Genomic DNA, 26,996 nt, shown 5'->3' on the forward strand with positions numbered 1-26,996 from the left:
GCAAATGTTAAAAACCTTACAAATGTTATTAAAAACCGGAGTTAAAAAAATATCTTACACCTATTGAAAACTAACTAATTGAAGCAATTTTAATATTATAAATAATGAGGCTCACACATCTTCTAACACTAACCTTTTTTATCTCTTTGTTATGTACGATCCCTATTATTGGACAAGATTATTTTTTAAAAGACAAAGCTCCTTTTTCTTCGGAAATTCCAACACCTGAAGAATTTTTGGGGTATCCAATAGGTGAACAACATACACGTCATGATCAAATTGTGGGATATCTTACAAAGCTTGCGGAATTATCAGAAAGAGCATCTATTAAAAGCTATGGAAAAACTCATGAGAATAGAAAATTAGTGATATTGACTGTTTCTGCATCGGATAATCTAAAGAATCTACCAAAACTCAAAGAGCAGCATTTAGCATTTACGAAAACTTCAATTAATCCTACAAATTATAATGATGTACCGATTTTTGTTCAATTGGGATATAATGTTCACGGCAATGAACCTTCCAGTTCCGAAGTAGCCATGTTAACAGCATATACCTTGGTAGCTTCTAACACTTCGGAAATAAAAACATATCTGGAAAATGCTATTATATTCATTGATCCTACGATTAATCCAGATGGACGTGATAGGCATACTCAATGGGCTAATCAGTTTAAAGGTACTCCATTAGTAAGTGACCGTTATGATGCTGAGCATAATGAAGGATGGCCTCGTGGTCGAACGAATCATTATTGGTTTGATCTTAATCGAGATTGGTTACTGGGGATCAATCCAGAAAGTCGTGGAAAATTAACGTGGTATCACGAATGGTATCCAAATGTGGTAACTGATTTTCATGAAATGGGCACGAACAGTACGTACTTTTTTGAACCTATGAAACCTATTGGTTCTCAAAATCCTATTATGCCTAAGGAAAATTATGAAGATTTAAATAATCTATTTGCGCCATATTTTTCTAATGCGTTAGATAATATAGGGTCTTTTTATTTTACAAAGGAAGCTTTTGATGGAACATATCCAGGTTATGGATCTTCCTATCCTGATTTGCAGGGAGCATTAGCCTTATTGTTTGAGCAAGCTAGTTCCAGAGGGCATTTGCAGGATACAGATTATGGAACAATTTCATTTCCTTTTACAATCAGAAATCAGTATGTTTCTAGCATAGCTACAATAAAAGCCGCTGTCGAAAATAAGGGAGCACTCCGTAAGTATCAGCAGAACTTTTTTAAATCAGCAGTGACTAATGCGGTAAAGAATAATGTTGCAGGGTATGAGTTTGGAGATGCTTACGACCAGAATAGAAATAAGGCCTTTATTGATAAATTATTGCTTCATAAGATTAAGGTATATAAAAAAGGAGACCGATATGTTGTACCAGTAAAACAACCTCAAAAACGAATGGTGCAGACTATTTTCGAAACCTACAATAAATATCGAGATAGTGTTTTTTATGATGCTTCGGCCTGGAGTGTTGCTAATTTTTACAACCTAAAATATAAAGAATTGAAATCTATCAACTTAGGAGAAGAGGTAACTTCTACTGAAGGAATAACTACTATTTCAAAGGTTTCAAAATCTGATTATGCATATATAGTGGATTGGGATGATTATAACTCCCCAGCTGCATTATATTATATGCAATCCAAAGGATTACTTGTAGCATCAGCTTTTAAACCATTTAGTATCATAACCTCTAATGGAAACAAAAGCTTTAATTACGGAAGTGTTTTGATTCCGGTAAGTAAGCAGAAAAAAAACAGTGACGAAGTATTTACAATAATTAAAGAAGTACAAGAAAAGTTTAATGTACCTATTTTTAGTACAAATACCGGATTTAGTACGTCAGGAATTGATTTAGGAAGTGGTAATTTTAGAAAATTAGATATTCCAAAAGCACTATTATTAATTGGTGATGGAATAAATTCTTATGAAGCGGGAGAGGTATGGCATTTATTGGATACTCGAGTCCACATGCCAATAACCAAGTTAAGAATGAGTATGTTTAATAGAGCTTCTTTAAAAGAATATAACACCTTAGTTATGGTTTCTGGAAGATACCAACAATTAGATTCTCTTCAACAGAAAAAAATAAAAGAATGGGTGTCTTATGGAAATACACTGGTTACTATTGCAAATGCTTCAAAATGGGTCATCGATAAAAAAATGGTGAAAGAAGAGTTCACCAAAAAAGAAAAGGACACCACAAAGAATAAAGTTGTAAAACGGTTAGCATACGTAGATGCAGGTGAAAATATTGGAAGAGAACAAGTTGGAGGGGCAATTTTCGAAGTAGATCTTGATATTACACACCCTTTAGGTTTTGGATATCGAGATAATTCATTGCCTGTTTATAAAAACAATGAGGTATTTATCGCTCCAAGCAAGAATCCATACGCTACAGTGGCAAAATATACAGAAGATGCACATATTGATGGATATGTATCTAGTGATAATTATGAAAATTATTTAAAACCATCAGCTTCACTTATTGTCAGTAATATAGGAAGCGGTCGGGTGATTTTATTTGCTGATAATCCTAATTTTAGAGGTTCTTGGTACGGAACTAACCGTCTATTTCTGAATGCATTATTTTTAGGAAAGCACATATATGTACCAAGAGTTGGAGAGTAATACTTAAATAGATATAAATCTTAATTTATAAAATATCAATAAAGAAAAACCCCTTGTTTATACTTTCGTGATAACAAGGGGTTTTAGAATAAAGGTTGGTTATTTAGCCGATTAAATTATTTTCTACTAAGTATTCTCCAATCTGTACAGCATTAGTGGCTGCTCCTTTACGAAGATTATCCGCTACAATCCACATATTAAGGGCATTTTCTCTGGAGTGATCTCTTCTTATTCTACCCACAAAAACATCATTCTTTCCTTCTGCATAGATAGGCATAGGATACGTATTGGTATCGGGATTATCCTGTACAGTAACTCCAGAAGTGTTATTTAACAATTGACGAATTTCATTTTCCTGAAATTCATTATCAAATTCAAGATTTACACTCTCGCTATGTCCTCCAACAACCGGAATACGAATGGCTGTTGCTGTAACAGCAATAGTACGATCGTCAAGGATTTTTTGAGTCTCATTAACCAACTTCATTTCTTCTTTAGTATATCCGTTTTCCTGGAATACATCACAGTGCGGGATAGCATTACGATGGATTGGATAAGGATACGCCATTTCGCCTTTTTCACCTGCGTACTCATTTTCTAACTGTTGTACAGCTTTTACTCCGGTACCGGTAATAGACTGATACGTGGAAATTACAGCGCGCTTGATTTTATATTTTTTATGTAATGGACCTAATGCCATTACCAGTTGTATGGTTGAACAATTAGGATTAGCAATAATCTTATCTTCTTTGGTTAACTCTTTTGCATTAATTTCCGGTACCACTAACTTTTTAGTTGGATCCATTCTCCAAGCCGATGAATTATCAATCACTGTAATTCCAGCATCTGCAAATTTGGGAGCCCACTCTGTTGAAGTACTTCCACCTGCCGAAAATAATGCTACATCAGGTTGCATTTCTATAGCAGTAGCCAAGTTAACTACGGTAAACTCTTGATTTTTATAAGATATCTTCTTACCCACAGATCTTTCTGACGCTACTGGAATTAATTCCGTTATTGGAAAATTACGTTCTTCTAATACTTTTAACATTACGGTACCTACCAATCCTGTGGCACCTACAACAGCTACTTTCATCTGCTTTATTTATTATTGACTTCTTAAAGACACAAAAATCGGTCTTTGTTTTTAAATTCCAGCAAATGTGCTGAATATTTCTATAAGAGTAATGATTTTTTAATAAATTATATCAATTTAAACAATTTGTTATTTATTTAACATTATTATAAAAAAGAACCGCTCGTATAGAGCGGTTTAGTTAGAATATGTAGTATAGCGGTAGCTATAGATTATTCATTTGAGATATAAGATTTTACTTTTTAAGTAAATCTCTAATTTCAGCTAATAACTCTTCTTGAGTTGGTCCAGCTGGAGCTGCAGGAGCTTCTTCTACTGGTTTTTTAGTTTTGTTGTATGCTTTTACAATCATAAACATAACAAATCCAACTATGATTAAATTAATTATGGTATTAATCCAAGCTCCATAAGTTATCGCATTTTCTGCGGTTGTTATGGCACCCGTAGCATCTACAATTGCTTCTTGAAGAATGATTTTCTTATCGTTAAAATCTATTCCTCCAGCAAAATAACCTACAACAGGCATCACGATGTTAGATACGAAGCCTTTTACAACTCCTCCTATTGCAGTAGCCATAATAACGGCAACGGCAAATTCAACGACATTACCAGTCATTATAAATTCCTTAAATTCTTTAAGCATGATTTATTTTATTTAGTTAGTAAATATATCAACCAAAATACGCAAAATATCAATGATTTGTAAAAATAATGTTAAAAAACAGCGCGGAGAATTCGATGAAAATCAATTATTATCGATAACAATACGTTTTACCCTTGGAGAAATTGCGGTAAGCAGCTCATAAGAAATTGTACCTGCACCTTCAGCAATTATAGCTGCAGACGAGGAGTTGTCAAATATTATTACCTCATCACCTTCTTTACACTCAATATCCGTGATATCTATCATAATCATATCCATACACACATTGCCAATGATATAAGCCTTTTTGCCATGTATGGTTACAAAACCTTTTTTGTTCCCATACTGTCTTCCAATACCGTCCGCATGTCCGATTGGTATGGTTGCTGTTTTGGTAAAGCTATCTGCGGTAAAAGCTCTGTTGTATCCCAGAGTTTCTCCTGGTTCCAACATATGGATTTGGGAAATAACAGATTTTAAAGATGCTACGGGTTTTAATTGATTATCATAAATTGTCTCGTTTCCATATCCATATAAACCTATTCCCGTGCGGACCATATCAAAATGAGCTTTAGGGTAGTTTAACACTCCCGAAGTGTTCGACTGATGAAGTATTGGTGTATATCCGAGTTGATCAATCATTTCTGAAGCGGTTTTCTTAAATGAATTGATCTGGTTTATCGTAAATTCTTTTTCATTATGATCTTCACTTGCCGCAAGATGAGAGAATAGAGATCGTATTCTAATGGAGTCAGTTTCGTTTAGATGATCAATAATATCATCCACATCATTCTCCCAAAACCCTAATCGGTTTAGTCCAGTATTAAGCTTTATATGAACAGGATATTCTTTTTGCTTTTTAGTCTCAGCTATAGCAATAAATTCTTTCAAAACTCTTGAACTATATAGACTAGGTTCTAGCTGATAATTTATTAATGCCAAAAAATTTATCGGTTGGGGATGTAGTACCAGTATCTGAGTTGTGATTCCCGCTTCTCGTAACGCAATTCCTTCAGAAACATAGGCGACTGCAAAATAATCAGCTCCTATTTTTTCCAGATGCTTTGCCATAACTACAGCATCACTACCATAACCCGCAGCTTTTACTACTGCTAATAGCTTAACTCCTAGTTTGAGCTTACTTCTTAAATAGTTATAGTTATGAGTAAGGTGAGCCAAGTTAATTTCCAGAACAGTTTCTTTTACATTACTCATTAGATTTTTCAGAATTTTTAGATAATTCTTTAGGATCAGTGACTTCAATGTCTTTTACTTTTTCTTTAAGAGAAGCTTTGTAATAAGCAGCACGACTTAGCGGTTCATACTCATCGGTTTCTCCGAGTAATACTAAATCGTCTTTTTTTGATTTTCGAAAACTAAACTGAGCGAGATTACCGGTTCGTGTACAAACAGCGTGGACTTTGGTAACATATTCTGCAGTGGCCATTAGCGCTGGCATTGGTCCAAAAGGATTTCCTTTAAAATCCATATCTAATCCTGCGACAATAACACGAATACCTTTATTAGCCAAATCATTGCAAACACTTACAATTTCATCATCAAAAAATTGTGCTTCATCAATACCTACCACATCACAGGTATCCGCCAAAATTCTAATATTAGCTGCCGCTGGAACCGGAGTAGAACGAATTTCATTAGCATCGTGAGAAACAACCATTTCATCGTCATAACGAACATCGATGGCTGGTTTAAAAATTTCAACTTTTTGTTTGGCAAACTGTGCGCGTTTTAGTCTACGGATCAATTCTTCGGTCTTACCCGAAAACATCGAACCACAGATAACTTCTATCCACCCAAATTGCTCTTTATGATTTACCGTATTTTCGAGAAACATTTTGTATTTTTCAGCGTCAATTAAAAGAAACCCTATTCCTTTAATACCAAATGAAATTTAAGACCGTCGTTGAAACAATCTTACATTTCACTTTATTATTTGGTATTGCTTTAAAGATGAGGTAAATTTATTAAAAAACAAAAAGCATAGCCCAAACGAACAAGAAAGTTATGAAGAAGAAATTGGAAAAAGAACTAATAAGCATTGCACGTAGGATATTGCAACTTCAGGATAGATCTACCTTACCGCAATTGCAGGAAGAGGCAAGACAACTGTATGAAAAAATAAGTATTCTAAATTTTACAGAATCTCATTTCGCTGATGCTGAACCAACAATAGGACTGATTAAAAATATTTTAGCAGAGCAAGATACGACAGAGATTCCAGAGGAAACTACACATAAAATAAAATCAAAACCTATTATAAGTCTTGATGAGGAGATCGAAGCAGAGGAGGTTTCGGAAACAATGTTTAATCTCGGAAACAAAACTATTGAACCACCATTAGAGGAATTTGAAGAACAAAAACCTGAAATTTTTATTGAAAAGATCAACGAGAAAGTGACCGAAGATCTTTTTGTACCTGTTCCAAAATTTACCGAAGAAAATGTTTTATTATCAGAACCGGTATATGAAAAAAATGATAAAGAAGAGATTGGATCTGTACCACAGAGTATGCCTATTTTGGAAAAAGTTAATGATATAGATGAAAAACCAAAATCGTTAAATGACCAATTAAAAAAAGGCATAAATATAGGGCTTAATGATCGTTTGGCTTTCATAAAACATTTGTTTGATGGAAGTTCTACCGATTATAACCGTGTGCTTTCACAACTAAATACGCTGAATAGTAAAAGTGGAGCGCGACAGTTCGTTAAGAATATGGTGAAACCAGACTATAATAATTGGGTAGGGAAAGAAGAATATGAAGAGCGTTTTATGGCGATTGTAACCAATAAATATGAATTCTAAGTAAGGATTAATGTTTTTTGATAACTAAATCCCTCAAGAAATAAAATAACAACGATTTATATGAAAATTATCTACTGGATTGCTACGATAGCAATGTGTGGAATTATGCTGTTTTCTGCACAGATGTATTTTAGGAATACCGAAATGGTAAGAGGTTTTTTTGAAAGCCTCGGATATCCAATCTATTTGGTCATACCTCTTGCAATTGCTAAAATAGGAGGAATTATTATGATCCTTACAAATAAAATAAAATGGTTAAAAGAATGGGCGTATGCAGGTTTCTTTTTTGATATGGTACTTGCCTATACTGCTCATTATATAAAAGATGATGGACAAGGGTTATTTTCAACTTTAGGATTAATATTTCTGATCGTATCATATACAACCAGTAAAAAAGTAAGACCTTAACACATGTCTAAATTATACTTAGTTCCAACGCCTATTGGTAATCTAGAAGACATGACTTTTAGAGCTATTAAAGTACTAAAGGAAGTCGATCTCATTTTAGCAGAAGATACCCGCACTAGTGGTAAATTATTAAAGCATTATGAAATAACAACGCATATGCAAAGTCATCATATGCATAATGAACATAAAACTATAGAGCGTATTATTGGAAGATTACAGAGTGGCGAAACAATTGCTTTGATTAGTGATGCAGGAACACCAGCTATTAGTGATCCTGGGTTTTTATTAACCAGAGCTTGTGTCGAAAATAATATAGCAGTAGAATGTTTACCTGGGGCAACAGCATTTGTTCCTGCTTTAGTTAATAGTGGTTTGCCAAATGATAAATTTATTTTTGAAGGATTTCTTCCAGTAAAAAAAGGAAGGCAAACCCGACTCAAAATATTAGCAGAAGAAACCAGAACCATGATCTTTTATGAATCCCCTCATAAGCTTATAAAAACATTGGGAAGTTTTACCGAATATTTTGGAATAGATAGATTAGTTTCAGTATCAAGAGAATTAAGTAAACTCCACGAAGAAACAGTTAGAGGAACTGCAAAAGAAGTATTGTCTCATTTTGAAAATAAACCTCCCAAAGGAGAAATAGTTATTGTAGTTGGAGGTAAAAAATAGTATATGAATATATCCGAATTTATTAAAAAACTTAGAAACCCTTCAACAGAAATTACATTTCAGAATACAATGGACATCATAGATGCTCATTATAGTTTTGAACCACAATCTTTTGTTAATGGAAATATAACTAATCAAGCTGGAGAAAATTCTGGTTCTTGTAAATTATTTTCCTTTGCAAAATTGCAAAATTTAACTAAAGAAGAAACGTTAGATTGTTTTGGTAAGTATTATAAAGGTGTGCTGGAAAATCCAGAAGGAACGGATCATCAAAACATCCGTAATTTTATAAAAAAAGGATGGAGTGGTGTATCTTTTCAAGGTCAGGCCCTGACTAAAAGGCTCTCTTGATTTATTGTCTTTACTTTTTAAAATTTTTCTGATTACCATCGATTGTTTTGTAACTTTTTCTTAACAATGAATACCAATAGTTAGAAAATAAGCCAGAATAATAAAACATACCAGCAGATGATTTTGGGAAATTTAAAGTCACATATTTGGTTTGTTTCTTAAAGACTATAAACAAATTTAAAAATCACAAGTATTTCTAAACGTTTTGATTATACCATAATTATTGTTGCTTTAGTAGTTGTTGTACTATGGCAGTTACCCTATTTTGGATGGTTTCAATATCCTTTTCGGTTATTAGGAACGTGGTTTCATGAAATGGGTCACGGACTAACAGCCTTATTAGCAGGTGGGAGTTTTGAGTATTTGGAAATTTATGAAAATGGTGGAGGTGTTGCCTATTATCATTTAGGAGGAAGTTATCTGCCAGCTTTTATGGGTAATGCTTTAGTAGCTGCCGGTGGATTATTAGGGCCAGCGGTTGTGGGGGCGTTATTAATTGTATCAGCAAAATCGCATAGAAGTTCTATGATTGCTCTTAGAATATTGATAGGTGTCATGATACTTTCCTTATTACTCTGGATCAGGTCTTTTTGGGGAATTGCGGTAATGAGCAGTTTTGCAGTGTTCTTATTCGTTATTACGCTATTCAAAAGTAGAAAGTTAGAAGTAGTAGTGATTTTGTTTTTAGGCTTGCAGTCTGTATTAAGTACCTATCTTCAGTTAGATTATTTGTTTACGAAACAGTTCGAACGAGATGGTGTTATTCAGATTTCTGATACGCAGGCTATTGCTCAGAATACTATTGGGACTTATTGGATATGGGCCATTCTTATCATTATAATAAGCATCTATTTACTTTGGAAGAGTTTTCGATATTATTTTAAAAAGTAACAACCTAAATTCTTGAAAGAGAATATTCCCAACATTACTTATTTATTAGTTTTTATTGTTTTTTGAGTATGTCTAAAATATTCTTGTATGCAGAAGATATTGACTCTTCAGTATTTGTATAACTATACATAGAATAAGAGGTGCGAATGGCGGGAGTTTTGAACCCGTGGTAAATACGTGTTTTTTAATGGTTATTACCTGTTAGTTGAGTCATTATTAGCAGCAAAGTTGTTTTTTGATTAATTTTAAAGGAATAAACCAATTTAACGTACTAAATTTTCACACAAATGGAACAGACAACCCTAGAAAAAAAACAGTTAATGACCTTAGATCAATCAGAGAAGATTCAACGATGGCAAGAAGAAGAGGTATTGTTATTAGCAAGACATTTTCAACGTTTAAATGAGACGAAAGGCAAACCTTTTAGTGGGCATTATACTCGTACTAATTATTTTCAGATGAAACAACAAGATGTTGATACATTAAACGGTCTTAAGGATGAAAAAACTATCCAAAGCATTAAAACCCATCTGGCATTGGAGGTAGAAGATAAAAAGCAATTCACTTTTGTACCAATAATAGAGGTAGATGTAGTAGGTACATTAGGAAATTTATTTTTCAGTTTGGTACCGCGTTATAAGGAGCCATTACAGCCTAATCAGAATGGAACAGTAGGAGATGCGGATAATGGAGGAGCATTGGTACCAGGCATATTTAAAGAGATGATATTAACCAATTGGAACAATCTCGAAGATAATTTGGTGGATGATCTTTTCGTAGCGGTCGACACTAAAGCAAGACAGCGGGAACGAGTAAACTATTACTTGATTGAAAATACCGATATTATCACTCTTTTTAATGATGCTTTAATAGGTAATATCAAGGAATTTATTCTCTATCCAGGAGTAGATATGAATAAGTTTCTTAAAAGAGATATGATTTCATTTACACCAGTTATAGGAATCACTCCTAAAATAGAGGTAAAGACCGATATTATATCAAGACATGCAGTAGTAGAATTTACAGAAGACGAGATTTTTATAGAATATTCTAGGCCTTGTCCACCAACATGTCCTATAGAATAGACTATTAAAAATAATACAAATGGGTAAGCAATTGTTTGATAATTTAAGTTTGATATCATCATTTATAGTTGTTATCCCTTTAATATTATCTGTAGTTAAAATCAAGTTATTAAATAAGGTTCAATTAAGACTTTTATATTTACTTATAATAATTTTTATTGTAGAAATCATTTCAAATATTCTCTGGTATAAAAAAATGAATAACTTACCATTATATCATTTTTATGCGGTGATCGAGTTTGTATTAATTATTAATATTTACAGAATAGTATTGTCAAAAATATTTTCAAAGCAAGTTTTTATTATTCTAGGAGTTGCTTTTACAATATTTGCTATAATGAACACACTGTTTTTTCAAAACTTAAATACATTTAATTCTAATGTGACAACCCTTATGGGGTTACTGGTTATTTTTCTTGCTCTAAGTTACTTTTATGCCTTGTTAAAAGAAGTAAAGTATAGTGCTTTAGAAACCAATCCAATGTTCTGGATTAATGCTGGTTTTTTGATATATTTTTCGAGTAACTTAATCCTGTTTTTTATTAATAATAATATGTTCAAAGGTTCTACAGAAGCTAGTTATCTGGTCTGGGGGCTTCATGCAATCGTAAATATTGTATTGACAATTTTTTATACAATCGCTTTATGGGTGCATCCGGGGAAATAATAACTTAAGGAGTAGTTTAAATTTAGTTAAATAGGTATATCTTGTGCGATCATTATCCTATTTTTATATAAACTTTTAAAACCTTAAAATTATGAAAACAAATCATGTATTATTTTTAATGTTGTTTGCTGTTTTTATTTCTTGTCAGCAAGAAGAAACTGTTACGAATCCAGAACAACAGAATGATGTAGCCGAAAACTGGAAGAAAGTCACTCCCGAAAAAGTGTTTACGATTCCTGAAAATGGTTTTAGTATCTCTAAAGAAGCTATAGAACGAGCATTAAGCCTTCCTGAAGTAACAACTATACGTTTTGTACTAGAAGTTAATGATGCAGCATTACAAATCCGAATAGTTGGCGCAGATCAGCGTGGAAATACAACTGAAGGAATGCTGGCAACACCAATCTTATTAGAAAAGACAATTAACAAGCTTTTTGATGAAAAATCAACACGTTTTGAAAAATCAATATTTTCTAAATCAGTAGCATCTCATATCATGCAACCAGAGGATGCAGTAACTTTTATATCCAGATGGCAACAACAATTTACGGATCAAACATTAGAAACAGCAGTTGGGTATAACGGAGTACGTATTGAACATTTTAGTATGCCTGCAGCAGTAGGAGAACAAATGTTACTGAGCAGTTCAGAAAGTATAAACTTGGTATGGGGGGTAAATCCAGAAGGAAAATTTACTACCATATTTTTGCCAGAATTGGATCAGGAACAGCGTTTATTCAAAAATAATGAACTTATTTTTGAATATTCGTCACCTTGTCCTCCAACGTGTCCAGATCTAGATAATTAATGAAGTAAAGAGGCTGTCTTAAACATACTATTATTTTTCAATCTGTCACATGGAACGTAGTCGAAATATATTGAAAACCAAGACAAATTATTTCTCGACTCCGTTCAGAATGATAGAAAAATTAACTTTTCTGGCAGCCTATTTACGGTTTTGTATAATGACTTTATGGGTGCATCCGAAGAAGCCATAACACTAAAGATCATCATCATTGGTATGGTAGTAATTTTTTTACTATCATTATCAGTGATTGTGTTTTTTATTATCTATCAGCGCAGATTATTGGCGCAGCAAAAAAAACATCAAAAGGTAGAATCAGATTATCAGAAAGAATTACTAAAAACAGCTATCCAGAGTCAGGAGGAGGAGCGCACCAGAATAGCAAAAGAATTGCATGATGATGTAGGTGCTATGTTGACGACAACCAAACTTTATATTGGTCAGATAGAACCAGAATTATCGTCAGAGGAGTTAACAGGCCTAGCTGATAAAATAGGAGGATTTTTTGACGACATGATCCAGAGTGTACGCAGTATTTCTCAGGATTTAAGACCAGTTGTGTTAGAGAAGTTAGGATTCATTGAAGCTATGGATAGCTTGGTACAAACAATAAGGGATTCAGGAAAAATCAAAATTTCTTTTAAAAATTATAGCACACTATCTATAGCCAAAACCAAAGAGTTAAATATTTATAGAATTATTCAGGAGTTAATTACCAATACACTTAAGCATGCGGAAGCCTCAGATATAAAAATTGAGATGAAGAATCAAAATGATGCATTAATTATTGTGTATGAGGATAATGGAAAAGGACTGGATCAAAAACAACTTCAGTATAGAAAAGGACTTGGGCTAAAAAACATTGAAAGTAGGTTATCTGTTTTATCAGGAACTATTAGTTTTTTAGAAGAAAAATCAGGAATGAAAGTTCTACTAGAAATACCAGAATGAGAACTCTTAACAACCTAAAAGACTACAACCATGGAAACTATTACACTTGGATTAATAGATGATCATAATTTATTTCGGGAAGGTATCAAATCGTTATTGGATAAAATGAACAATATAGAACTTGTTCTAGAAGCAGTTAGTGGAAAAGATTTGTTAGCCAAATTAAACAATACAGTTCCTGATGTGATACTATTAGATTTGGAAATGGAAGAAATGAATGGGATGGATGCAACAGTAAAAATAAAAGAGTTGTATCCAGATATGAAAGTTATTATACTGACTATGCATAAAGAAGAACGAATGATATCGTATCTTATGGAAGTCGGTGCAAACGGATATTTATTAAAAGATACGAATCGGCAAGAATTAGAAGATGCAATAAAATCTGTGTATGATAAAGGTTTTTATTTTAATCCTTTTGTCTCTCAAGCGTTATTAAAAGGATTGAAGAATAAATCGGCTAAGCCTCCTTTAATCGGAAAAGACTATCATCTCTCTTCAAGAGAGATGGAAGTGTTGGAGTTAGTTACTAAAGAATATACTACTGCAGAAATTGCAGAAGAATTATTTCTGAGCGTTCGAACCATAGAAGGCCATCGTAAAAATTTAATGATGAAATTAGAGGTGAAAAATACTGCAGGGCTAATTATAAAAGCGATAAGAGAGAAAATTATTTCTGTGTGAAGATTTTATAAAAAGACCTCACAGATGTTCAAAATCTGTGAGGCCTGATCCAATATTATTACAATCTAACTATGCTAACATTCTAAAAATTGAACGATCTATAAAATTATATGTGTTTTCCTTTTTCCCAGCCGTGTTTGCCGAGATATTGCTCTCCAGATTCGATGGCTCCTTCCTCTACAGTAGTTCCCATAGAATCATTCCATCGGTTTAAGTATCCAAATAAAGAAATAACACCAAGCATTTCTACGATTTCACCTTCATCCCAATATTTATAAAGCTCTGTTTTGATAGCTTCATCTACATTGTTAGGAACTAAGGATGCAGCCAAAGAAAAATCAAGTGCTGCACGTTCCGCATCGCTGAACGCAGGATGTGTTTTATACTCCCAGATATTATCTAATTGTTCTTGTTCTGCGCCATATCTTTCTGCAGCGCGTATTGCGTGAGCTTGACAATATCTACACCCCGTAGCATTGCTACTCACCCAGGCAATCATTCGTTTTAAGGCTGAGGTTACACGACCTTCATTTGCCATAACTGCTTTGTTTAAATTGATAAAAGCTTTAGAAATAGCAGGTCTTCTCTGCATGGTTAATACAGAATTAGGACAGAACCCTAAGGTTTCATTAAAGAATTCAGCCAATTCTTTGGTCTTTGGATCGTGATCAGCTGATAAAGGTGTTACTAATGGCATGTGTATGTGTAATTTTTTGAGTTAATTATAAATTTTAGTATAGCAAAATACAAAACTAATGGCAAACCGAAAGGAGTAGGGATGTTTTTCGTACTTTGGATTTTTTAAATAATTTCGGAACGAGAATACCAATGAGATGGACCTTAAAGCCAAAACTTGACACTGCAATCATAAACAACTTAGTAGAAGCTCTAAATGTAGATGCTATAATTGCTTCTTTATTGGTCCAAAGAGGAATTGAAACCTATGATCAAGCAAAAAAGTTTTTTCGACCGTCATTAGAAGACTTGCATGATCCTTTTTTAATGAAAGATATGGATAAAGCTGTTTCTAGAATTGAGAAAGCATTCTCAGATCAGGAAAATATCATGGTGTATGGCGATTATGATGTGGATGGAACCACATCTGTAGCATTAATGTCTTCATATTTAGAAACAATATCATCTCAGGTTACCACATATATTCCAGATCGTTATGGAGAAGGATATGGAGTCTCTTATCAGGGAATTGATTATGCTTCAGATAATGATATTTCATTGATTATAGCATTAGATTGCGGGATTAAAGCTATAGAAAAAGTAGCATATGCAAAGTCAAAAGGGATTGATTTTATAATCTGCGACCATCACCGACCGGGAGTTACAATTCCTGATGCTGCTGCTGTGTTAGATCCGAAAAGAGAAGATTGTGAATATCCATATAAAGAGTTATGTGGTTGTGGTGTAGGTTTTAAATTAATTCAAGCAGTTGCTTTTGGCCAAGGACAATCAATAAATGATTTATTAGTGTATTTAGACTTGGTTGCTACTGCTATAGCTGCAGATATTGTTCCAATGACAGGAGAGAATAGAGCACTGGCATATTTTGGTTTACAAGTTATTAATCAAAGTCCAAGGATGGGTTTTAAGGCAATGCTTTCGCAAGTTAAAAAAGATACCTTAACAATTACTGATGTAGTATTTATATTGGCCCCTAGAATTAATGCGGCTGGAAGAATGAAACATGGATTGCATGCCGTAAACCTCCTTAAGGAAGAAGATTCTGAAATAGCAATGCAGTATGCTGCAGAAATAGAAACGTATAATAGTGATCGAAAAGATGCAGATAAAAGCATTACAGAGGAAGCTTTAGAGCAAATAGTCCAAAATTCTGAAGAAGAAAGATTTACTACCGTGGTATATGATGAGCAATGGCATAAAGGTGTGATAGGAATCGTTGCGTCCAGATTAACAGAAACCTATTACCGACCTACATTGGTTTTTACCAAAAGTGGGGATAAACTCGCCGCTTCCGCTAGATCAGTAAAAGGGTTTGATGTATATAATGCCTTGGATGCTTGTTCGGAACATATAGAACAATTTGGAGGTCATAAATATGCAGCTGGATTGACGTTGAAAGAAGAAAATTATGAAGGGTTTAAGCAAAAGTTCGAAGAAGTAGTGCTATCTACTATTGATAAGAAGTTATTAACTCCAGAAATTCTGATAGATGGAATTATAGAATTTGATCAGATTACACCAAAATTCTTTAGAATTCTAAAACAGTTTGCGCCATTTGGTCCAGGAAATATGACACCGGTTTTTATGACTGAAGATGCTAAGGATACTGGATATGCAAAATGTGTCGGAGCTGATGAGAAACATCTGAAATGTAAAGTGCAGAAAAACGGATTAGCTATTGGTGCTATTGGCTTTAATCTTGGATCTAAATATCATTTGATAACGGAGTCTCAAAGCTTCAAATTAGCTTATACGATTGATGAAAACGAATGGAATGGAACCGTATCTCTACAATTAAAACTTAAAGATATAATTTAACTTATTTTTATTTAGATTAATTATAAATAATTAATATTTTTGAATCAAATACGATTCAAGATGAGTGCTATTGATAAAATTTACAGTAACAAAATTGGTATTTCTTTTTTTTGGAAGAAGCAACAAGCTACTACTTTGTTAAAAGTTCAATTGGTATTTAAGGATATTGGATTTTTGCTTACACTAAACGAGTTAAAGGATTTTTCGGAAGCATGCAGGATTACTGAAGAATCTCAGTGTTGTGATCAATGCGAAGGAAATCAGAATTGTAGATCCTTACTACTTAGAACACCATCTGATAAAATTGATTTAGCTATAAGTAAAGATGAGCTCTTGCAGATAAAAGAATTAATAAATGGTACTGTTTTTAGAATAGAATTACAACATTGGGTAACGAATGCCGGTCTTAATTAGACAGTATTATTTAAGAAAATCTAAGATTTTATAGGAAATCTCTTCTGCTTTTGTTTCCTGAATAAAATGTTTTTCATCAATAAAATGAATATCCGCTTCATCTATTTTGAGAGCATTCGTTACTTTGGTTTGTTGCGGAGTCCACTGAAGCATGGTGTCGTGAATTCCCCAAATTACCGCAACTGGAATATCGATACTCTCAAAAACTAAGGAATAGTCAGGAAAGTAATTACACGTTCTAGTAAAGAAATAGTACATTCCGTCAGTTTTTCCTTCTAATAAAGGAGTTTTATAGCCCTCAACGTCAATTTCATTTAACTTGTTTTCTTTTAGTCCTTCTTTAAATAACGATTTTAGTAGTGTGTTGGTGGTGACTCCATTACGATAAGACCACATTGCTGCTTTGGCCGCTGCACCGGGACTAAATCGTATTGGAGGATAAAACCCTTCTTCATACAGTAGTGTATTTAGTATGATTAGTTCTTCAATTCTTTTAGGAGCTTGATTAAAAAGTTCCCAGGTCCATACACCACCTACATCGTGCATTACATGAGACCAATACTCAATGCCTAATTCATCCATAAGGGCAATAAGCCTTTCTGCGTGTTCTTTTTCACTATAGATTTTATATCCTTCAGGAGAGTCGCTAGAGCCATAACCTAACATATCTGGAACAATAACACGGTATCCTCCTGCAACTAATGGGTCGATCATTTTACGATATAACCAGCCAGAAGTAGGAACTCCGTGGAGTAATACAATCACAGGTCCATTTCCTTTATCAATATATTTTATAATCCCATCTTTACTCGGAAAAGATCGTTGTTGTGTTCTAAATTCTTCATAGGTCATCTGACCTTTTCGGATTTTGGTGTCTTGATATGGTTTGCACCCAAAAACGATTACTGCAATTAGAAGTAATAAAGAAAGCTTCTTCATTTAGAATGATAATTTGTGAGGTAGCAATTTACTTAAAATCATTTTTTTATACTATCACATTTAACAAATTTATAGTACTAGCTTTCTAGCATATGTTAATTACGGAAATATAATTCTAGTTTTTTAGCTTCCTTTAAAGTATATTTTCTATTGTTATCTCATTTCCATTGAAACTAAAATGATCTCCAATTGTTTTTCCTAATAACAATTTTCCAATAGGAGTATTGGTAGCTATGGCAAAATAGGTGCTATTATCAATAATAATTTCCCCTACCGAAATACTTAAATAATAATTTCCTTTAGAGGTTTCTGCGATGCTTCCCAATCGCATAGTCTTAGAAGATGAGTGTTTGTCGATTTTAACTAAAACCTCCTGTAACTTTTGAACTTGGGCTAATTGCGCGCCGGCTTTTTCTCTTTCTAACTGAAGCATGGCTCTTCCGGTCTCATGTTTATCACCTGCAGTGCTTTTCGTTTCAGAGGTCAATGATTCTTGTATATTGGCAATCCTATCTTGAATGCGGTTATGTCGATCTTGTACAAATTGTCTACAATGATCATATAGTTCTTCTTTTATTTTTCTCAAAAAAAACAGATTTAAATTTCAATATAGAATAACCTCGATAATTGTACAAATATTATTGTAGCGTAGCATATTAAAAAAGAGATAAGCAGCACATAATGAAACTGTTCATTTATCGTTTAGAAAATATTTTAAACTAAATTTTTGGCAAAAAAATAGACACATCAGCTTCTAGATAGCCTATGTTGTTAAATTTAAAGTCTATGATTCTACAATTTTCTGCTACCAGTGCAATTTCATCTATTAGAACTCTGGGATCATCCTTAAAATAAATTTGAGTTTCTAATGTTCTATGTCCTTTTGCAGAAATTTTATAATGAAAATGTCTAGCCCTATATCCATAAACTCCAGGACGGATTGTTTTAATTTTATAAATTCCCGATTCATTTGCAGTAATACATCCTGATAATGTTGTTTGTGAAGGGAAATAAAAACTTCCTTCAGTATGATAAGCCCCTACATCATCTGCGTGCCAAATTTCGATTTTTGCATTTGGTACTGGTTCTCTGTCTTTAGTATAGATTTTTCCCGAAATAACTGTAGGGATTCCAGGTAGGTTTTTGGTGTTCAGATTTATTACCTGAGTAGTATTGTAATAATTAGAAGCCTGTTTATTGCTTTGATTTCCCAAATAATAAGGAGCTACAAAACCATTTTTTATTCCATTAGATCGTTGTAAGAAGTTATTATTACTCATATCGTTTTCCATAATAAAGAATTTTAAGGGCTTTATTATAAAACAAATCGCTAAGGTTTTACCCTACCTGTAATTTAGTATTTCTCTATTCTGAAAAAGAAAGAGAACCATAATTGCGCATTTGTTGAAGAATCCATTCCTTTCTTTTCTGGACATAATTCGATGGTGGATCGGCTAAATATTTTCTGGGATTAGGAAGAATAGCAGCTATGGCAGCAGCTTCATTAGCGTTTAAATCTTTTGAGGATTTATTAAACCAGAATTTAGCGGCAGCTTCTGCACCATAAATTTCATCTCCCATTTCTATACTGTTCAGATATATTTCTAAGATACGCTCTTTGCTCCATAACGTTTCTATCAAAAAAGTAAAATAACTTTCTAGTCCTTTACGAACCCAACTTCGTTGCGGCCATAAAAACACATTTTTTGCTGTTTGTTGAGAGATGGTACTGGCTCCTCTTAATCGTTTACCTGCTTTATGTGCCAAAATTGCTTTTTGAATTGCTTTGGTATCAAAACCATTATGCGCTATAAATCGTTGATCTTCGCTACAAATTACTGCAAGTTGTAAGTTCTTAGAAATATCGTTTAATGGAACCCACTGGTGTTTGATCGGAATCGGGTTTTCCGATTGAAAATTCCTAATCCCCATTAGTGGAGTTGCTGGGACATCAATCCATTTATAAATGAACACCCATAACACACTAAGAATAAAGAAGGCTAGAAAACTTCTATATATGAAACGAAATATTTTTTTCATGTTTACTAAGTAACTATCTATAAAAGATCAGCTAATTCCCTGCCGACCAGACTACCAATTGCTACGCCCATCCCTCCAAGTCTTACTCCGCAGAAGACATTGTTAGAAAGTTGGTTAACTATAGATTTTTTTTGACTTCCAACTCCCATAATACCACTCCAGCGACGGTCAATTTCGAAATTTGTACCAGGTAAAATTACTGTTTGTAAAATTTCCTCTAATTTTTGTTGGATTAATTCGGTTTGTCCTGATTCTGTAGTTTCTTCTCCTTTAAAATCCATGTTCCTTCCTCCGCCAAAGAGAATTCTATTATCAATATTCCTGAAGTAATAATAACCTTTATCTAAATGAAAAGTTCCTTTAATATGTAAATTCTGAATAGGCTTTGTAATTAGTACTTGTGCACGAGCTGGTTTGACACGGTTAAGCCCAAATTGAGAGGCAAAACCATTGGTAGCGATTAATACTTTATTAGATGATAACGTAAAATGATCTGTTTTTATTTCTACAGTATCATTAGTATCGGTAATAGCTTGTACGCTGCAATTATTAAGTATTCTGATATCACAAATTTGGGTTTTGCATAATAAAGCATCCATCATTTTACCTGTATCAACTTGACCTTCGAATTGATTTACTACATATTGAGGTTGAATGTTTTTAAAATTAAAAACATTACTTTTTTTGTGAAAGACATTGTCCTTAAAAATAGGTTTTAAGAATGAGTTGATATCCTCAATTTTAGAAAGACAGGTTTCATATAAATTGTGGTCAGATGTAGTAAAAAGTTCATAACCTCCATTAGGAGTATAATCAATAATGGAGTCTCCAAGGTTTTTACGCAACAGTTTAAGTCCTTGAAATCTTTTTTGCACGAGTTGTAGGACTTCTTCTTCAGAATGTGTATTTAGGTCATCAAGAATTTCTGATAAACTTCCGAAACAGGCAAAACCTGCATTTTTTGTGCTCGCACCATTTGGAAGAATTCCTCTTTCTAGCACTAGAATTTTAGCCTTCGGAAATTTTTCTCTTAACCGAATCGCACTATTAAGCCCGACGATTCCACTACCTATAATCGTAAAATCAATATTAGATAACCATGTTTTATGTTCCCAATAGCTGAAAGGCATATTCTAAATTCATGAAAAAAGCCTCATTACTGAGGCTTATAAGTTAGTTGTCTTTTGGTTCTTCCATTTTAAAATCCTCCATAAATTTGGTGGTATAGTTTCCAGAAACATAATCCGGATGATCCATCAATTGTCTATGGAATGGAACAGTAGTTTTTATTCCTTCTACTACAAATTCATCAAGAGCTCTTTTCATTTTATTAATTGCCTCATCTCGAGTCTGTGCTGTCGTAATCAACTTAGCAATCATAGAGTCATAATTAGGAGGAATAGTATATCCACTATATACGTGCGTATCAATACGAACTCCGTGACCTCCAGGAAGGTGTAAATTAGTTATTTTACCAGGAGAAGGACGGAAATCCTTGTAAGGATCTTCTGCGTTTATTCTACATTCTATAGAGTGTAACTGCGGATAATAATTTTTACCAGAAATAGGCACTCCAGCCGCTACTAATATTTGTTCTCTGATTAAATCATAATCTACTACTTGTTCAGTTATAGGGTGTTCTACTTGGATACGAGTGTTCATCTCCATAAAGTAGAAATTACGATGCTTATCTACCAAAAATTCTACAGTTCCAGCTCCTTCATATTTGATATATTCTGCTGCTTTTACTGCTGCTTTTCCCATTTCGTCTCTTAATTCATCGGTCATGAATGGAGAAGGAGTTTCTTCGGTAAGTTTTTGATGTCTTCGTTGTACAGAGCAATCTCTTTCAGATAAATGACATGCTCTACCGTTACTATCACCAACAATTTGGATTTCGATATGACGAGGTTCTTCGATAAGTTTCTCTATATACATATCATCATTACCAAAGGCAGCTTTACTTTCTTGTCTGGCAGATTCCCAAGCATTTTGCAGGTCTTCTTCTTTCCAAACGGCACGCATACCTTTACCACCACCACCAGCACTGGCTTTAAGCATTACCGGATAACCAGTTTCTTTAGCTACTTTTATACAAGTCTCAAAGTCAGGAATTACACCTTCACTTCCTGGTACACAAGGTACACCAGCTTCAATCATAGTTGATTTAGCGGATGCTTTATCTCCCATTCTGTCAATCATCTCGGCACTAGCGCCAATAAACTTTATTTCGTGCTCTTCACAAATTTTAGAGAATTTGGCATTTTCTGATAAGAATCCGTATCCTGGGTGAATAGCATCTGCATTTGTGATTTCTGCAGCGGCTATAATATTAGACATTTTAAGGTATGATTCGCTACTTGGCGCTGGTCCTATACACACAGCTTCATCAGCAAAACGAACATGTAAACTTTCTGCATCAGCGGTAGAATATACTGCTACAGATTTTATACCCATTTCTTTGCAGGTTCTGATTACACGCATTGCAATCTCACCTCTATTGGCAATTAGAATTTTTTTAAACATAACGGTCTAAATTTAAAAATCTCAAATTCCATGTTCCAAATTCCATATTATTGGATTTTGGGATTTGTCAATTGGAATTTTAAAATTGGGTTATGATGGGTCTACTAAGAATAATGGTTGATCAAATTCTACAGGAGAATTGTCATCAGCTAAAATTTTAACGATTTTACCTGAAACTTCACTTTCAATTTCATTGAAAAGCTTCATTGCTTCGATAATACAAAGTACATCTCCTTCTTTGATAACATCTCCTACTTCTATAAAATTTGATTTATCTGGAGATGGCTTTCTATAAAGTGTTCCTATGATAGGGGATTTTATAGTAATGTATTTAGAATTGTCTTCTTCACCACTTTTAGCCGCAGGCTCAGCAGCAGCGGGAGCAGTAGACTGTTGTACTTGTGCTACTGGTTGGGCAGCAGGCACCGCATTACCTACTGGTATTTGCTGTACAAAAGTTGTTTCTTTGTTTTCTTCTGAAGTTGTTTTGATGGTGATTTTTACATCTTCCATCTCTAACTTCACTTCGCTAGCCCCAGATTTGGCAACGAATTTGATTAAATTCTGAATTTCTTTTAAATCCATAATGTTGGGTATTGTGTGTTTTAGTTGTTTAGGAATTGTAGGCCCATTTTAAGAAAATAGAACCCCAAGTAAAGCCTCCACCGAATGAGGCAAATACTATATTGTCTCCTTTTTTGAGTTGTTTTTCGTAATCACTTAATAATAATGGTAATGTTGCTGAAGTTGTATTACCATATCGATGAATGTTCATAAGAACTTTGTTCTGATCCAGATTCATTCTGTTTGCAGTAGCATCGATAATACGTTTATTAGCTTGATGTGCAACAAGCCAATCTACATCATCTCCACTGATGTTATTACGTTCCATGATTTTCATACTGGCATCTGCCATATTAGAAACAGCGTATTTAAATACTGATTTCCCATCTTGTTGAACGAAATGTTGTCTATTCGTTACGGTTTCTTGTGATGGAGGTAAGATAGATCCACCTGCTTCAATTTTTAGAAACTCGCGTCCTACACCATCTGTGCGTAAGTATTCGTCTTGTAGTCCTAATCCTTCGTCGTTAGGTTCAAAAAGTACTGCTCCACCACCATCACCAAAAATAATGCAAGTCGTACGATCAGTGTAATCAATAATTGATGACATTTTATCTGCTCCAATCAATAAGATCTTCTTATATCTTCCTGCTTCAATATAACTGGCTGCAGTAGACATTCCATATAAAAAACTAGAACAAGCTGCTTGTAGGTCATAAGAAAATGCATTGACTGCTCCTATTTCTGAAGCGGCATATGCTGCAGTTGCTGCTACAGGAAGATCAGGTGTAGCAGTTGCAAAAATCACCATATCAATCTCTGTAGGATCGAGATTTTTTTTAGCGATTAAATCTTCTGCTGCTTTTATACCTAAAAAAGAACTTCCTTTACCTTTTTCTTTTAGTAATCTACGTTCTTTAATACCTGTACGAGTGGTGATCCATTCATCGTTTGTATCGACCATTGTTGCTAATATATCATTAGATAACACATAGTCTGGCACATAAGCGCCTACAGCTGTGATAGCGGCTGTGATTTTACTCATATCTTGATTTTAGTTTCATCTGAATCTCTATTATATTCGTTTCAGATGGAATTCGCTAATAACTCCTCTGCGCGCCTGCATTACAGGAATTAGCATCAATAAATTACTTAGCTAATTTCAGAATCTATTACACAATAATGTGTAAAAAGTGGTCGAAAATACTAAATTACATGCAAATATGGCGCAAAATAACGGGATTTTGACACATATTCAACTAAAAACAAAAAAACTCTCACAAATGTGAGAGTTTTGTATAGAATTTTAACAATATACTTATGCTACTTCTTCTTCAGTATTGTCAATAATTACCTGACCACGGTAATATAATTTGCCTTCGAACCAATGTGCTCTGTGGTATAAATGTGCTTCTCCTGTTGTAGGATCTGTAGCTATTTGTGGTACAGTAGCTTTATAATGTGTTCTTCTCTTATCTCTTCTTGTTTTGGAGATTTTTCTCTTAGGATGTGCCATTGTTAGCTATTATTTATCGTTTAATAAGTTTTTTAATTTATCCCAACGAGGATCAATTTCCTCGTTATTATTTTCTAATGTTTCCTCTTTTGGGCTCAATTCATCTAATTTTTCCAGTATATCAGATTCTAATGTACCATCTTCGACACCAGGATGAACTCGTTTAGAAGGTACTCCTAAAACAATAAGTTCATATATATATTGCTGAACGTTAATTTCATATTCTCCAAAAGGGATAATAAGAATTTCTTCGTTCTCATTGTTGTACTCTTCTCCAAATTTAACTACTAAAAAGAATTCATTTTCAATAGGTAAATCAAAAGGTTCGTTGGTGACATCGCAATTGACATTTATCGTGCCATTAGCCACAAAGTGAAGTTCTAACATAGTTGTTTTCTTGTTAAACTCCAGATCGACTTTTATTGCAGATGCATTAAATTCATCATACTCAAAATGTTCGAAGAACGTATTGCCAATTTGATACTCAAACTTGTGTAATCCTTGCTTCAGTCCAACAAAAGGGATATTAAACTCTTTTAGTGGTTTCATTTCATCATCAGTTTCGAGTCTCTGCCAATTCGGCAAAGGCGGGTGCAAAGATAACAAAAAATCGTTATGAAAGCATTTTTGTAAATAAAATTATATCAGAAAGTTAGTATTTAGTCAGCAAGTAGCTAAGTATTTAAGTGTTTGAGGCAAATTTTCTTCGAACAACTGGATTAAAAATTTTTCTTTGAACTTGATTTTGCGCTTAATTAATTGATTACAAACTAATTTATACTCTATTGTATGCGAATCCTATAGACCTATACTAGTTAATTACTCTTTGTTTCCTTTAAATTGAGGTTTACGAGGCTGTTTTTTTAATGGATTTTTGGTAAGCTCATTGTATTGCTGTCTGTTTTTAAAAATCTTCAAAGCTGCAAATACTGCTTCTTTGAAAGATCCATTATCCGCTTTGTTTTTTCCTGCAATTTCGAAAGCTGTTCCGTGATCTGGAGATGTTCGCACTTTGTTTAATCCTGCAGTGTAATTCACACCTTTTCCGAAGGATAGTGTTTTAAAAGGAATTAATCCCTGATCATGATAAGAAGCTACAATCGCATCAAAGGCTTTATATCCATCTGAACCAAAAAAACTATCTGCTGCGTATGGACCATATACTAATTTACCCGATTCATTTATTTTTTTGATGGTAGGTTTTAATATCTCCTCATCTTCTTTGCCAATCACACCGTTGTCTCCGCTATGAGGATTGATGCCTAAAACTGCAATCTTGGGCTTACTGATTCCAAAATCCTGCTTTAATGCATTATAAATAGTATCTATTTTTTGTTCGATAAGTTCTGGAGTAATGGTGTCGGCAATATCTTTTACCGCAACATGATCTGTGAGTAATCCTATTTTTAAGGTATCTGTGATCATAAACATTAAGCTATTTCCTTCGAGCTCCTGATCTAAGTAATCTGTATGTCCAGGAAAATTAAAATCTTCAGATTGAATACTGTGTTTATTAATAGGTGCTGTTACTAGAACATCTATTTCGTCATTTTTTAGAGCAGCAGTTGCTGCTTTTAATGATTTAATAGCATATGCTCCAATTTTTTCATCCTCTTGTCCGAAATTAATATCTACTCCTTCTTTCCATATATTGAGTACATTTATTTTACCATCTAGAATTTGAGAAGTTTTATCAATACCGTGAAGATTTGCATTAATGGTGTACTGTTTTTTGAGAAAAGAAAGAACTTTTACAGATGCAAAAATTACAGGAGTACAGAAATCCAACATGCGCGGATCTTCGAAAGTTTTGAGAACTACTTCACTTCCGATACCATTTAGGTCTCCAATGGATATGCCTAATCTTATTTTTTCTTCTTTCTTCATTATAACCTACTTTATAAGTATTTTTGAAATCTAAGAACAGATCACAAATTTTGAAGTCACAAATTTAACTAAATAATTCGCATTTATGTTTACAGGAATCATCGAAGAATTAGGAACAGTCTCTAATCTAAAAACAAATCGGGAAAATCTTGATATTACAGTCCGTGCGAATTTCACTTCTGAGCTTAAAATTGATCAAAGCGTTGCGCATAATGGAGTTTGTCTTACAGTAGTATCAATTGAAGATGATACGTATACCGTTACTGCAATAAAGGAGACATTGGACAAAACAAATTTTAATAATCTGGAAGAAGGGCAAGTTGTGAATTTGGAGCGTGGAATGAAATTGGGCGCTCGTTTGGATGGTCATATTGTACAAGGTCATGTAGATCAGACAGCTACCTGTATAAGTATTAAAGAAGCAGATGGGAGTTGGTATTTTACATTTGAGTATGATCCTTCTTTAAGTAATATTACTATAGAAAAAGGTTCGGTTACAGTGAATGGGGTGAGCTTAACTGTAGTGAATTCTAAAAAAAATGAATTCAGTGTAGCGATTATTCCTTTTACATATGAGCACACGAATTTTAATACCTTCGAGGTGGGTACTATAGTGAACTTAGAGTTTGATGTTATTGGTAAATATGTAAAAAGAATTACAGAATTGGGATAGGTTGTCCAAAACTTTCTTAACTAGCTAAAATTGTATCTATTTTTTCGACTTCATTAAATCGAAATAGAGAAAAAGTTTCTTCATCTATTTTTAAAATTACGCCACCTAAATCCTTAACATCTGCGCAAGACTTAAAATCTAATACCTTACCAAAGTGTTGGCTTTTAGTATCAATTACTTTATACTGCAT

31 protein-coding genes are annotated in these 26,996 nt (G+C 33.6%); 14 read left to right on the plus strand and 17 right to left on the minus strand.

From position 1 onward, the window contains the following. Positions 1–104 precede the first annotated feature (104 nt). Positions 105–2,651, plus strand: a complete 2,547-nt coding sequence (locus tag Q0921_RS18205; protein ID WP_299259405.1) for a M14 metallopeptidase family protein — start codon at positions 105–107, stop codon at positions 2,649–2,651. Between the two features lie 103 nt (positions 2,652–2,754). Here Q0921_RS18205 and Q0921_RS18210 read toward each other — a convergent pair whose 3' ends face one another. The 4 genes from Q0921_RS18210 to Q0921_RS18225 all read right to left on the minus strand — a co-directional run bounded on the left by Q0921_RS18210 (position 2,755) and on the right by Q0921_RS18225 (position 6,245). After that, positions 2,755–3,747 (minus strand): aspartate-semialdehyde dehydrogenase, encoded by a 993-nt coding sequence (locus Q0921_RS18210; protein WP_299259407.1) that lies wholly within the window; start codon positions 3,745–3,747, stop codon positions 2,755–2,757. Between the two features lie 235 nt (positions 3,748–3,982). Then, positions 3,983–4,390, minus strand: coding sequence for a large conductance mechanosensitive channel protein MscL (gene mscL / locus Q0921_RS18215; RefSeq protein WP_299259409.1), 408 nt, complete (start codon positions 4,388–4,390; stop codon positions 3,983–3,985). Positions 4,391–4,492: 102 nt separating this feature from the next. Continuing rightward, entirely contained in the window at positions 4,493–5,605 is a 1,113-nt protein-coding gene (gene alr, locus Q0921_RS18220; RefSeq protein ID WP_299259410.1) for an alanine racemase, read from the minus strand. Then, a complete protein-coding gene (locus tag Q0921_RS18225; RefSeq protein WP_299259412.1) occupies positions 5,598–6,245 on the minus strand; it encodes a thymidine kinase in 648 nt (215 codons plus the stop codon). The genes alr and Q0921_RS18225 overlap by 8 nt, the downstream gene beginning before the upstream one ends. A 170-nt stretch (positions 6,246–6,415) precedes the next feature. On the opposite strand from Q0921_RS18225, the gene Q0921_RS18230 reads away from it, so the two are divergent. From Q0921_RS18230 to Q0921_RS18275, 10 genes are all read left to right on the plus strand, one after another. Then, positions 6,416–7,216: a hypothetical protein gene (locus tag Q0921_RS18230; RefSeq protein ID WP_299259414.1), complete on the plus strand. Its 801-nt coding sequence runs from the start codon at positions 6,416–6,418 to the stop codon at positions 7,214–7,216. A 60-nt stretch (positions 7,217–7,276) separates the two neighbouring features. Continuing rightward, entirely contained in the window at positions 7,277–7,624 is a 348-nt protein-coding gene (locus Q0921_RS18235; RefSeq protein ID WP_299259416.1) for a DoxX family protein, read from the plus strand. A gap of 3 nt (positions 7,625–7,627) precedes the next feature. Beyond that, positions 7,628–8,299 (plus strand): 16S rRNA (cytidine(1402)-2'-O)-methyltransferase, encoded by a 672-nt coding sequence (gene rsmI, locus Q0921_RS18240; RefSeq protein ID WP_299259418.1) that lies wholly within the window; start codon positions 7,628–7,630, stop codon positions 8,297–8,299. A gap of 3 nt (positions 8,300–8,302) precedes the next feature. Then, positions 8,303–8,650 (plus strand): HopJ type III effector protein, encoded by a 348-nt coding sequence (locus Q0921_RS18245; RefSeq protein WP_299259420.1) that lies wholly within the window; start codon positions 8,303–8,305, stop codon positions 8,648–8,650. A gap of 222 nt (positions 8,651–8,872) precedes the next feature. After that, on the plus strand, positions 8,873–9,541 hold the full coding sequence (locus Q0921_RS18250; RefSeq protein WP_299259880.1) for a M50 family metallopeptidase: 669 nt from the start codon (positions 8,873–8,875) through the stop codon (positions 9,539–9,541). A 287-nt stretch (positions 9,542–9,828) separates the two neighbouring features. Continuing rightward, on the plus strand, positions 9,829–10,626 hold the full coding sequence (locus tag Q0921_RS18255) for a hypothetical protein (RefSeq protein WP_299259422.1): 798 nt from the start codon (positions 9,829–9,831) through the stop codon (positions 10,624–10,626). A 196-nt stretch (positions 10,627–10,822) separates the two neighbouring features. Beyond that, on the plus strand, positions 10,823–11,293 hold the full coding sequence (locus tag Q0921_RS18260; RefSeq protein ID WP_299259424.1) for a hypothetical protein: 471 nt from the start codon (positions 10,823–10,825) through the stop codon (positions 11,291–11,293). A gap of 91 nt (positions 11,294–11,384) precedes the next feature. Further along, a complete protein-coding gene (locus tag Q0921_RS18265) occupies positions 11,385–12,101 on the plus strand; it encodes a hypothetical protein (RefSeq protein WP_299259425.1) in 717 nt (238 codons plus the stop codon). Positions 12,102–12,266: 165 nt separating this feature from the next. After that, the gene (locus tag Q0921_RS18270; protein ID WP_299259426.1) at positions 12,267–13,049 is read left to right on the plus strand and encodes an ATP-binding protein; all 783 of its coding nucleotides are present in this window, start codon (positions 12,267–12,269) and stop codon (positions 13,047–13,049) included. Between the two features lie 30 nt (positions 13,050–13,079). Continuing rightward, positions 13,080–13,733 (plus strand): response regulator transcription factor, encoded by a 654-nt coding sequence (locus Q0921_RS18275; RefSeq protein WP_299259427.1) that lies wholly within the window; start codon positions 13,080–13,082, stop codon positions 13,731–13,733. Positions 13,734–13,839: 106 nt separating this feature from the next. On the opposite strand, the gene Q0921_RS18280 is transcribed toward Q0921_RS18275, so the two are convergent. Beyond that, complete coding sequence (locus Q0921_RS18280; RefSeq protein WP_299259428.1) at positions 13,840–14,430, minus strand: carboxymuconolactone decarboxylase family protein; 591 nt, start codon at positions 14,428–14,430, stop codon at positions 13,840–13,842. 131 nt (positions 14,431–14,561) lie between these two features. On the opposite strand from Q0921_RS18280, the gene recJ reads away from it, so the two are divergent. Beyond that, entirely contained in the window at positions 14,562–16,247 is a 1,686-nt protein-coding gene (gene recJ, locus Q0921_RS18285) for a single-stranded-DNA-specific exonuclease RecJ (RefSeq protein WP_299259429.1), read from the plus strand. A gap of 60 nt (positions 16,248–16,307) precedes the next feature. Continuing rightward, complete coding sequence (locus Q0921_RS18290; RefSeq protein WP_299259430.1) at positions 16,308–16,661, plus strand: hypothetical protein; 354 nt, start codon at positions 16,308–16,310, stop codon at positions 16,659–16,661. Between the two features lie 6 nt (positions 16,662–16,667). Here Q0921_RS18290 and Q0921_RS18295 read toward each other — a convergent pair whose 3' ends face one another. The 11 genes from Q0921_RS18295 to pdxA all read right to left on the minus strand — a co-directional run bounded on the left by Q0921_RS18295 (position 16,668) and on the right by pdxA (position 26,133). Next, entirely contained in the window at positions 16,668–17,600 is a 933-nt protein-coding gene (locus tag Q0921_RS18295) for an alpha/beta hydrolase (RefSeq protein ID WP_299259432.1), read from the minus strand. A 133-nt stretch (positions 17,601–17,733) separates the two neighbouring features. After that, the gene (locus Q0921_RS18300; RefSeq protein WP_299259434.1) at positions 17,734–18,186 is read right to left on the minus strand and encodes a 3-oxoacyl-ACP synthase; all 453 of its coding nucleotides are present in this window, start codon (positions 18,184–18,186) and stop codon (positions 17,734–17,736) included. Between the two features lie 133 nt (positions 18,187–18,319). After that, on the minus strand, positions 18,320–18,892 hold the full coding sequence (locus tag Q0921_RS18305; protein ID WP_299259436.1) for a hypothetical protein: 573 nt from the start codon (positions 18,890–18,892) through the stop codon (positions 18,320–18,322). 73 nt (positions 18,893–18,965) lie between these two features. Continuing rightward, the gene (mtgA, locus tag Q0921_RS18310) at positions 18,966–19,640 is read right to left on the minus strand and encodes a monofunctional biosynthetic peptidoglycan transglycosylase (protein ID WP_299259438.1); all 675 of its coding nucleotides are present in this window, start codon (positions 19,638–19,640) and stop codon (positions 18,966–18,968) included. A 17-nt stretch (positions 19,641–19,657) separates the two neighbouring features. Continuing rightward, positions 19,658–20,770 (minus strand): FAD-binding oxidoreductase, encoded by a 1,113-nt coding sequence (locus tag Q0921_RS18315; RefSeq protein ID WP_299259440.1) that lies wholly within the window; start codon positions 20,768–20,770, stop codon positions 19,658–19,660. A gap of 43 nt (positions 20,771–20,813) precedes the next feature. Continuing rightward, the gene (accC, locus tag Q0921_RS18320) at positions 20,814–22,166 is read right to left on the minus strand and encodes an acetyl-CoA carboxylase biotin carboxylase subunit (RefSeq protein WP_299259442.1); all 1,353 of its coding nucleotides are present in this window, start codon (positions 22,164–22,166) and stop codon (positions 20,814–20,816) included. 90 nt (positions 22,167–22,256) lie between these two features. Continuing rightward, positions 22,257–22,751: an acetyl-CoA carboxylase biotin carboxyl carrier protein gene (gene accB, locus Q0921_RS18325; protein ID WP_299259444.1), complete on the minus strand. Its 495-nt coding sequence runs from the start codon at positions 22,749–22,751 to the stop codon at positions 22,257–22,259. A 28-nt stretch (positions 22,752–22,779) separates the two neighbouring features. After that, a complete protein-coding gene (locus tag Q0921_RS18330) occupies positions 22,780–23,775 on the minus strand; it encodes a beta-ketoacyl-ACP synthase III (protein WP_299259446.1) in 996 nt (331 codons plus the stop codon). Positions 23,776–24,048: 273 nt separating this feature from the next. Beyond that, a complete protein-coding gene (gene rpmF / locus Q0921_RS18335; RefSeq protein ID WP_027394691.1) occupies positions 24,049–24,246 on the minus strand; it encodes a 50S ribosomal protein L32 in 198 nt (65 codons plus the stop codon). A gap of 9 nt (positions 24,247–24,255) precedes the next feature. Beyond that, positions 24,256–24,795: a DUF177 domain-containing protein gene (locus Q0921_RS18340; RefSeq protein WP_299259448.1), complete on the minus strand. Its 540-nt coding sequence runs from the start codon at positions 24,793–24,795 to the stop codon at positions 24,256–24,258. Positions 24,796–25,065: 270 nt separating this feature from the next. Continuing rightward, entirely contained in the window at positions 25,066–26,133 is a 1,068-nt protein-coding gene (gene pdxA / locus Q0921_RS18345; protein WP_299259450.1) for a 4-hydroxythreonine-4-phosphate dehydrogenase PdxA, read from the minus strand. A gap of 85 nt (positions 26,134–26,218) precedes the next feature. Here pdxA and Q0921_RS18350 point away from each other — a divergent pair, with 85 nt between their 5' ends. Beyond that, positions 26,219–26,806, plus strand: a complete 588-nt coding sequence (locus Q0921_RS18350; protein WP_299259452.1) for a riboflavin synthase — start codon at positions 26,219–26,221, stop codon at positions 26,804–26,806. A gap of 16 nt (positions 26,807–26,822) precedes the next feature. Here the strand turns inward: Q0921_RS18350 and Q0921_RS18355 are convergent, their stop codons facing one another. Further along, positions 26,823–26,996, minus strand: a complete 174-nt coding sequence (locus Q0921_RS18355) for a hypothetical protein (protein WP_155839739.1) — start codon at positions 26,994–26,996, stop codon at positions 26,823–26,825.

The organism is uncultured Aquimarina sp. (assembly GCF_947496855.1).
Lineage (GTDB): Bacteria > Bacteroidota > Bacteroidia > Flavobacteriales > Flavobacteriaceae > Aquimarina.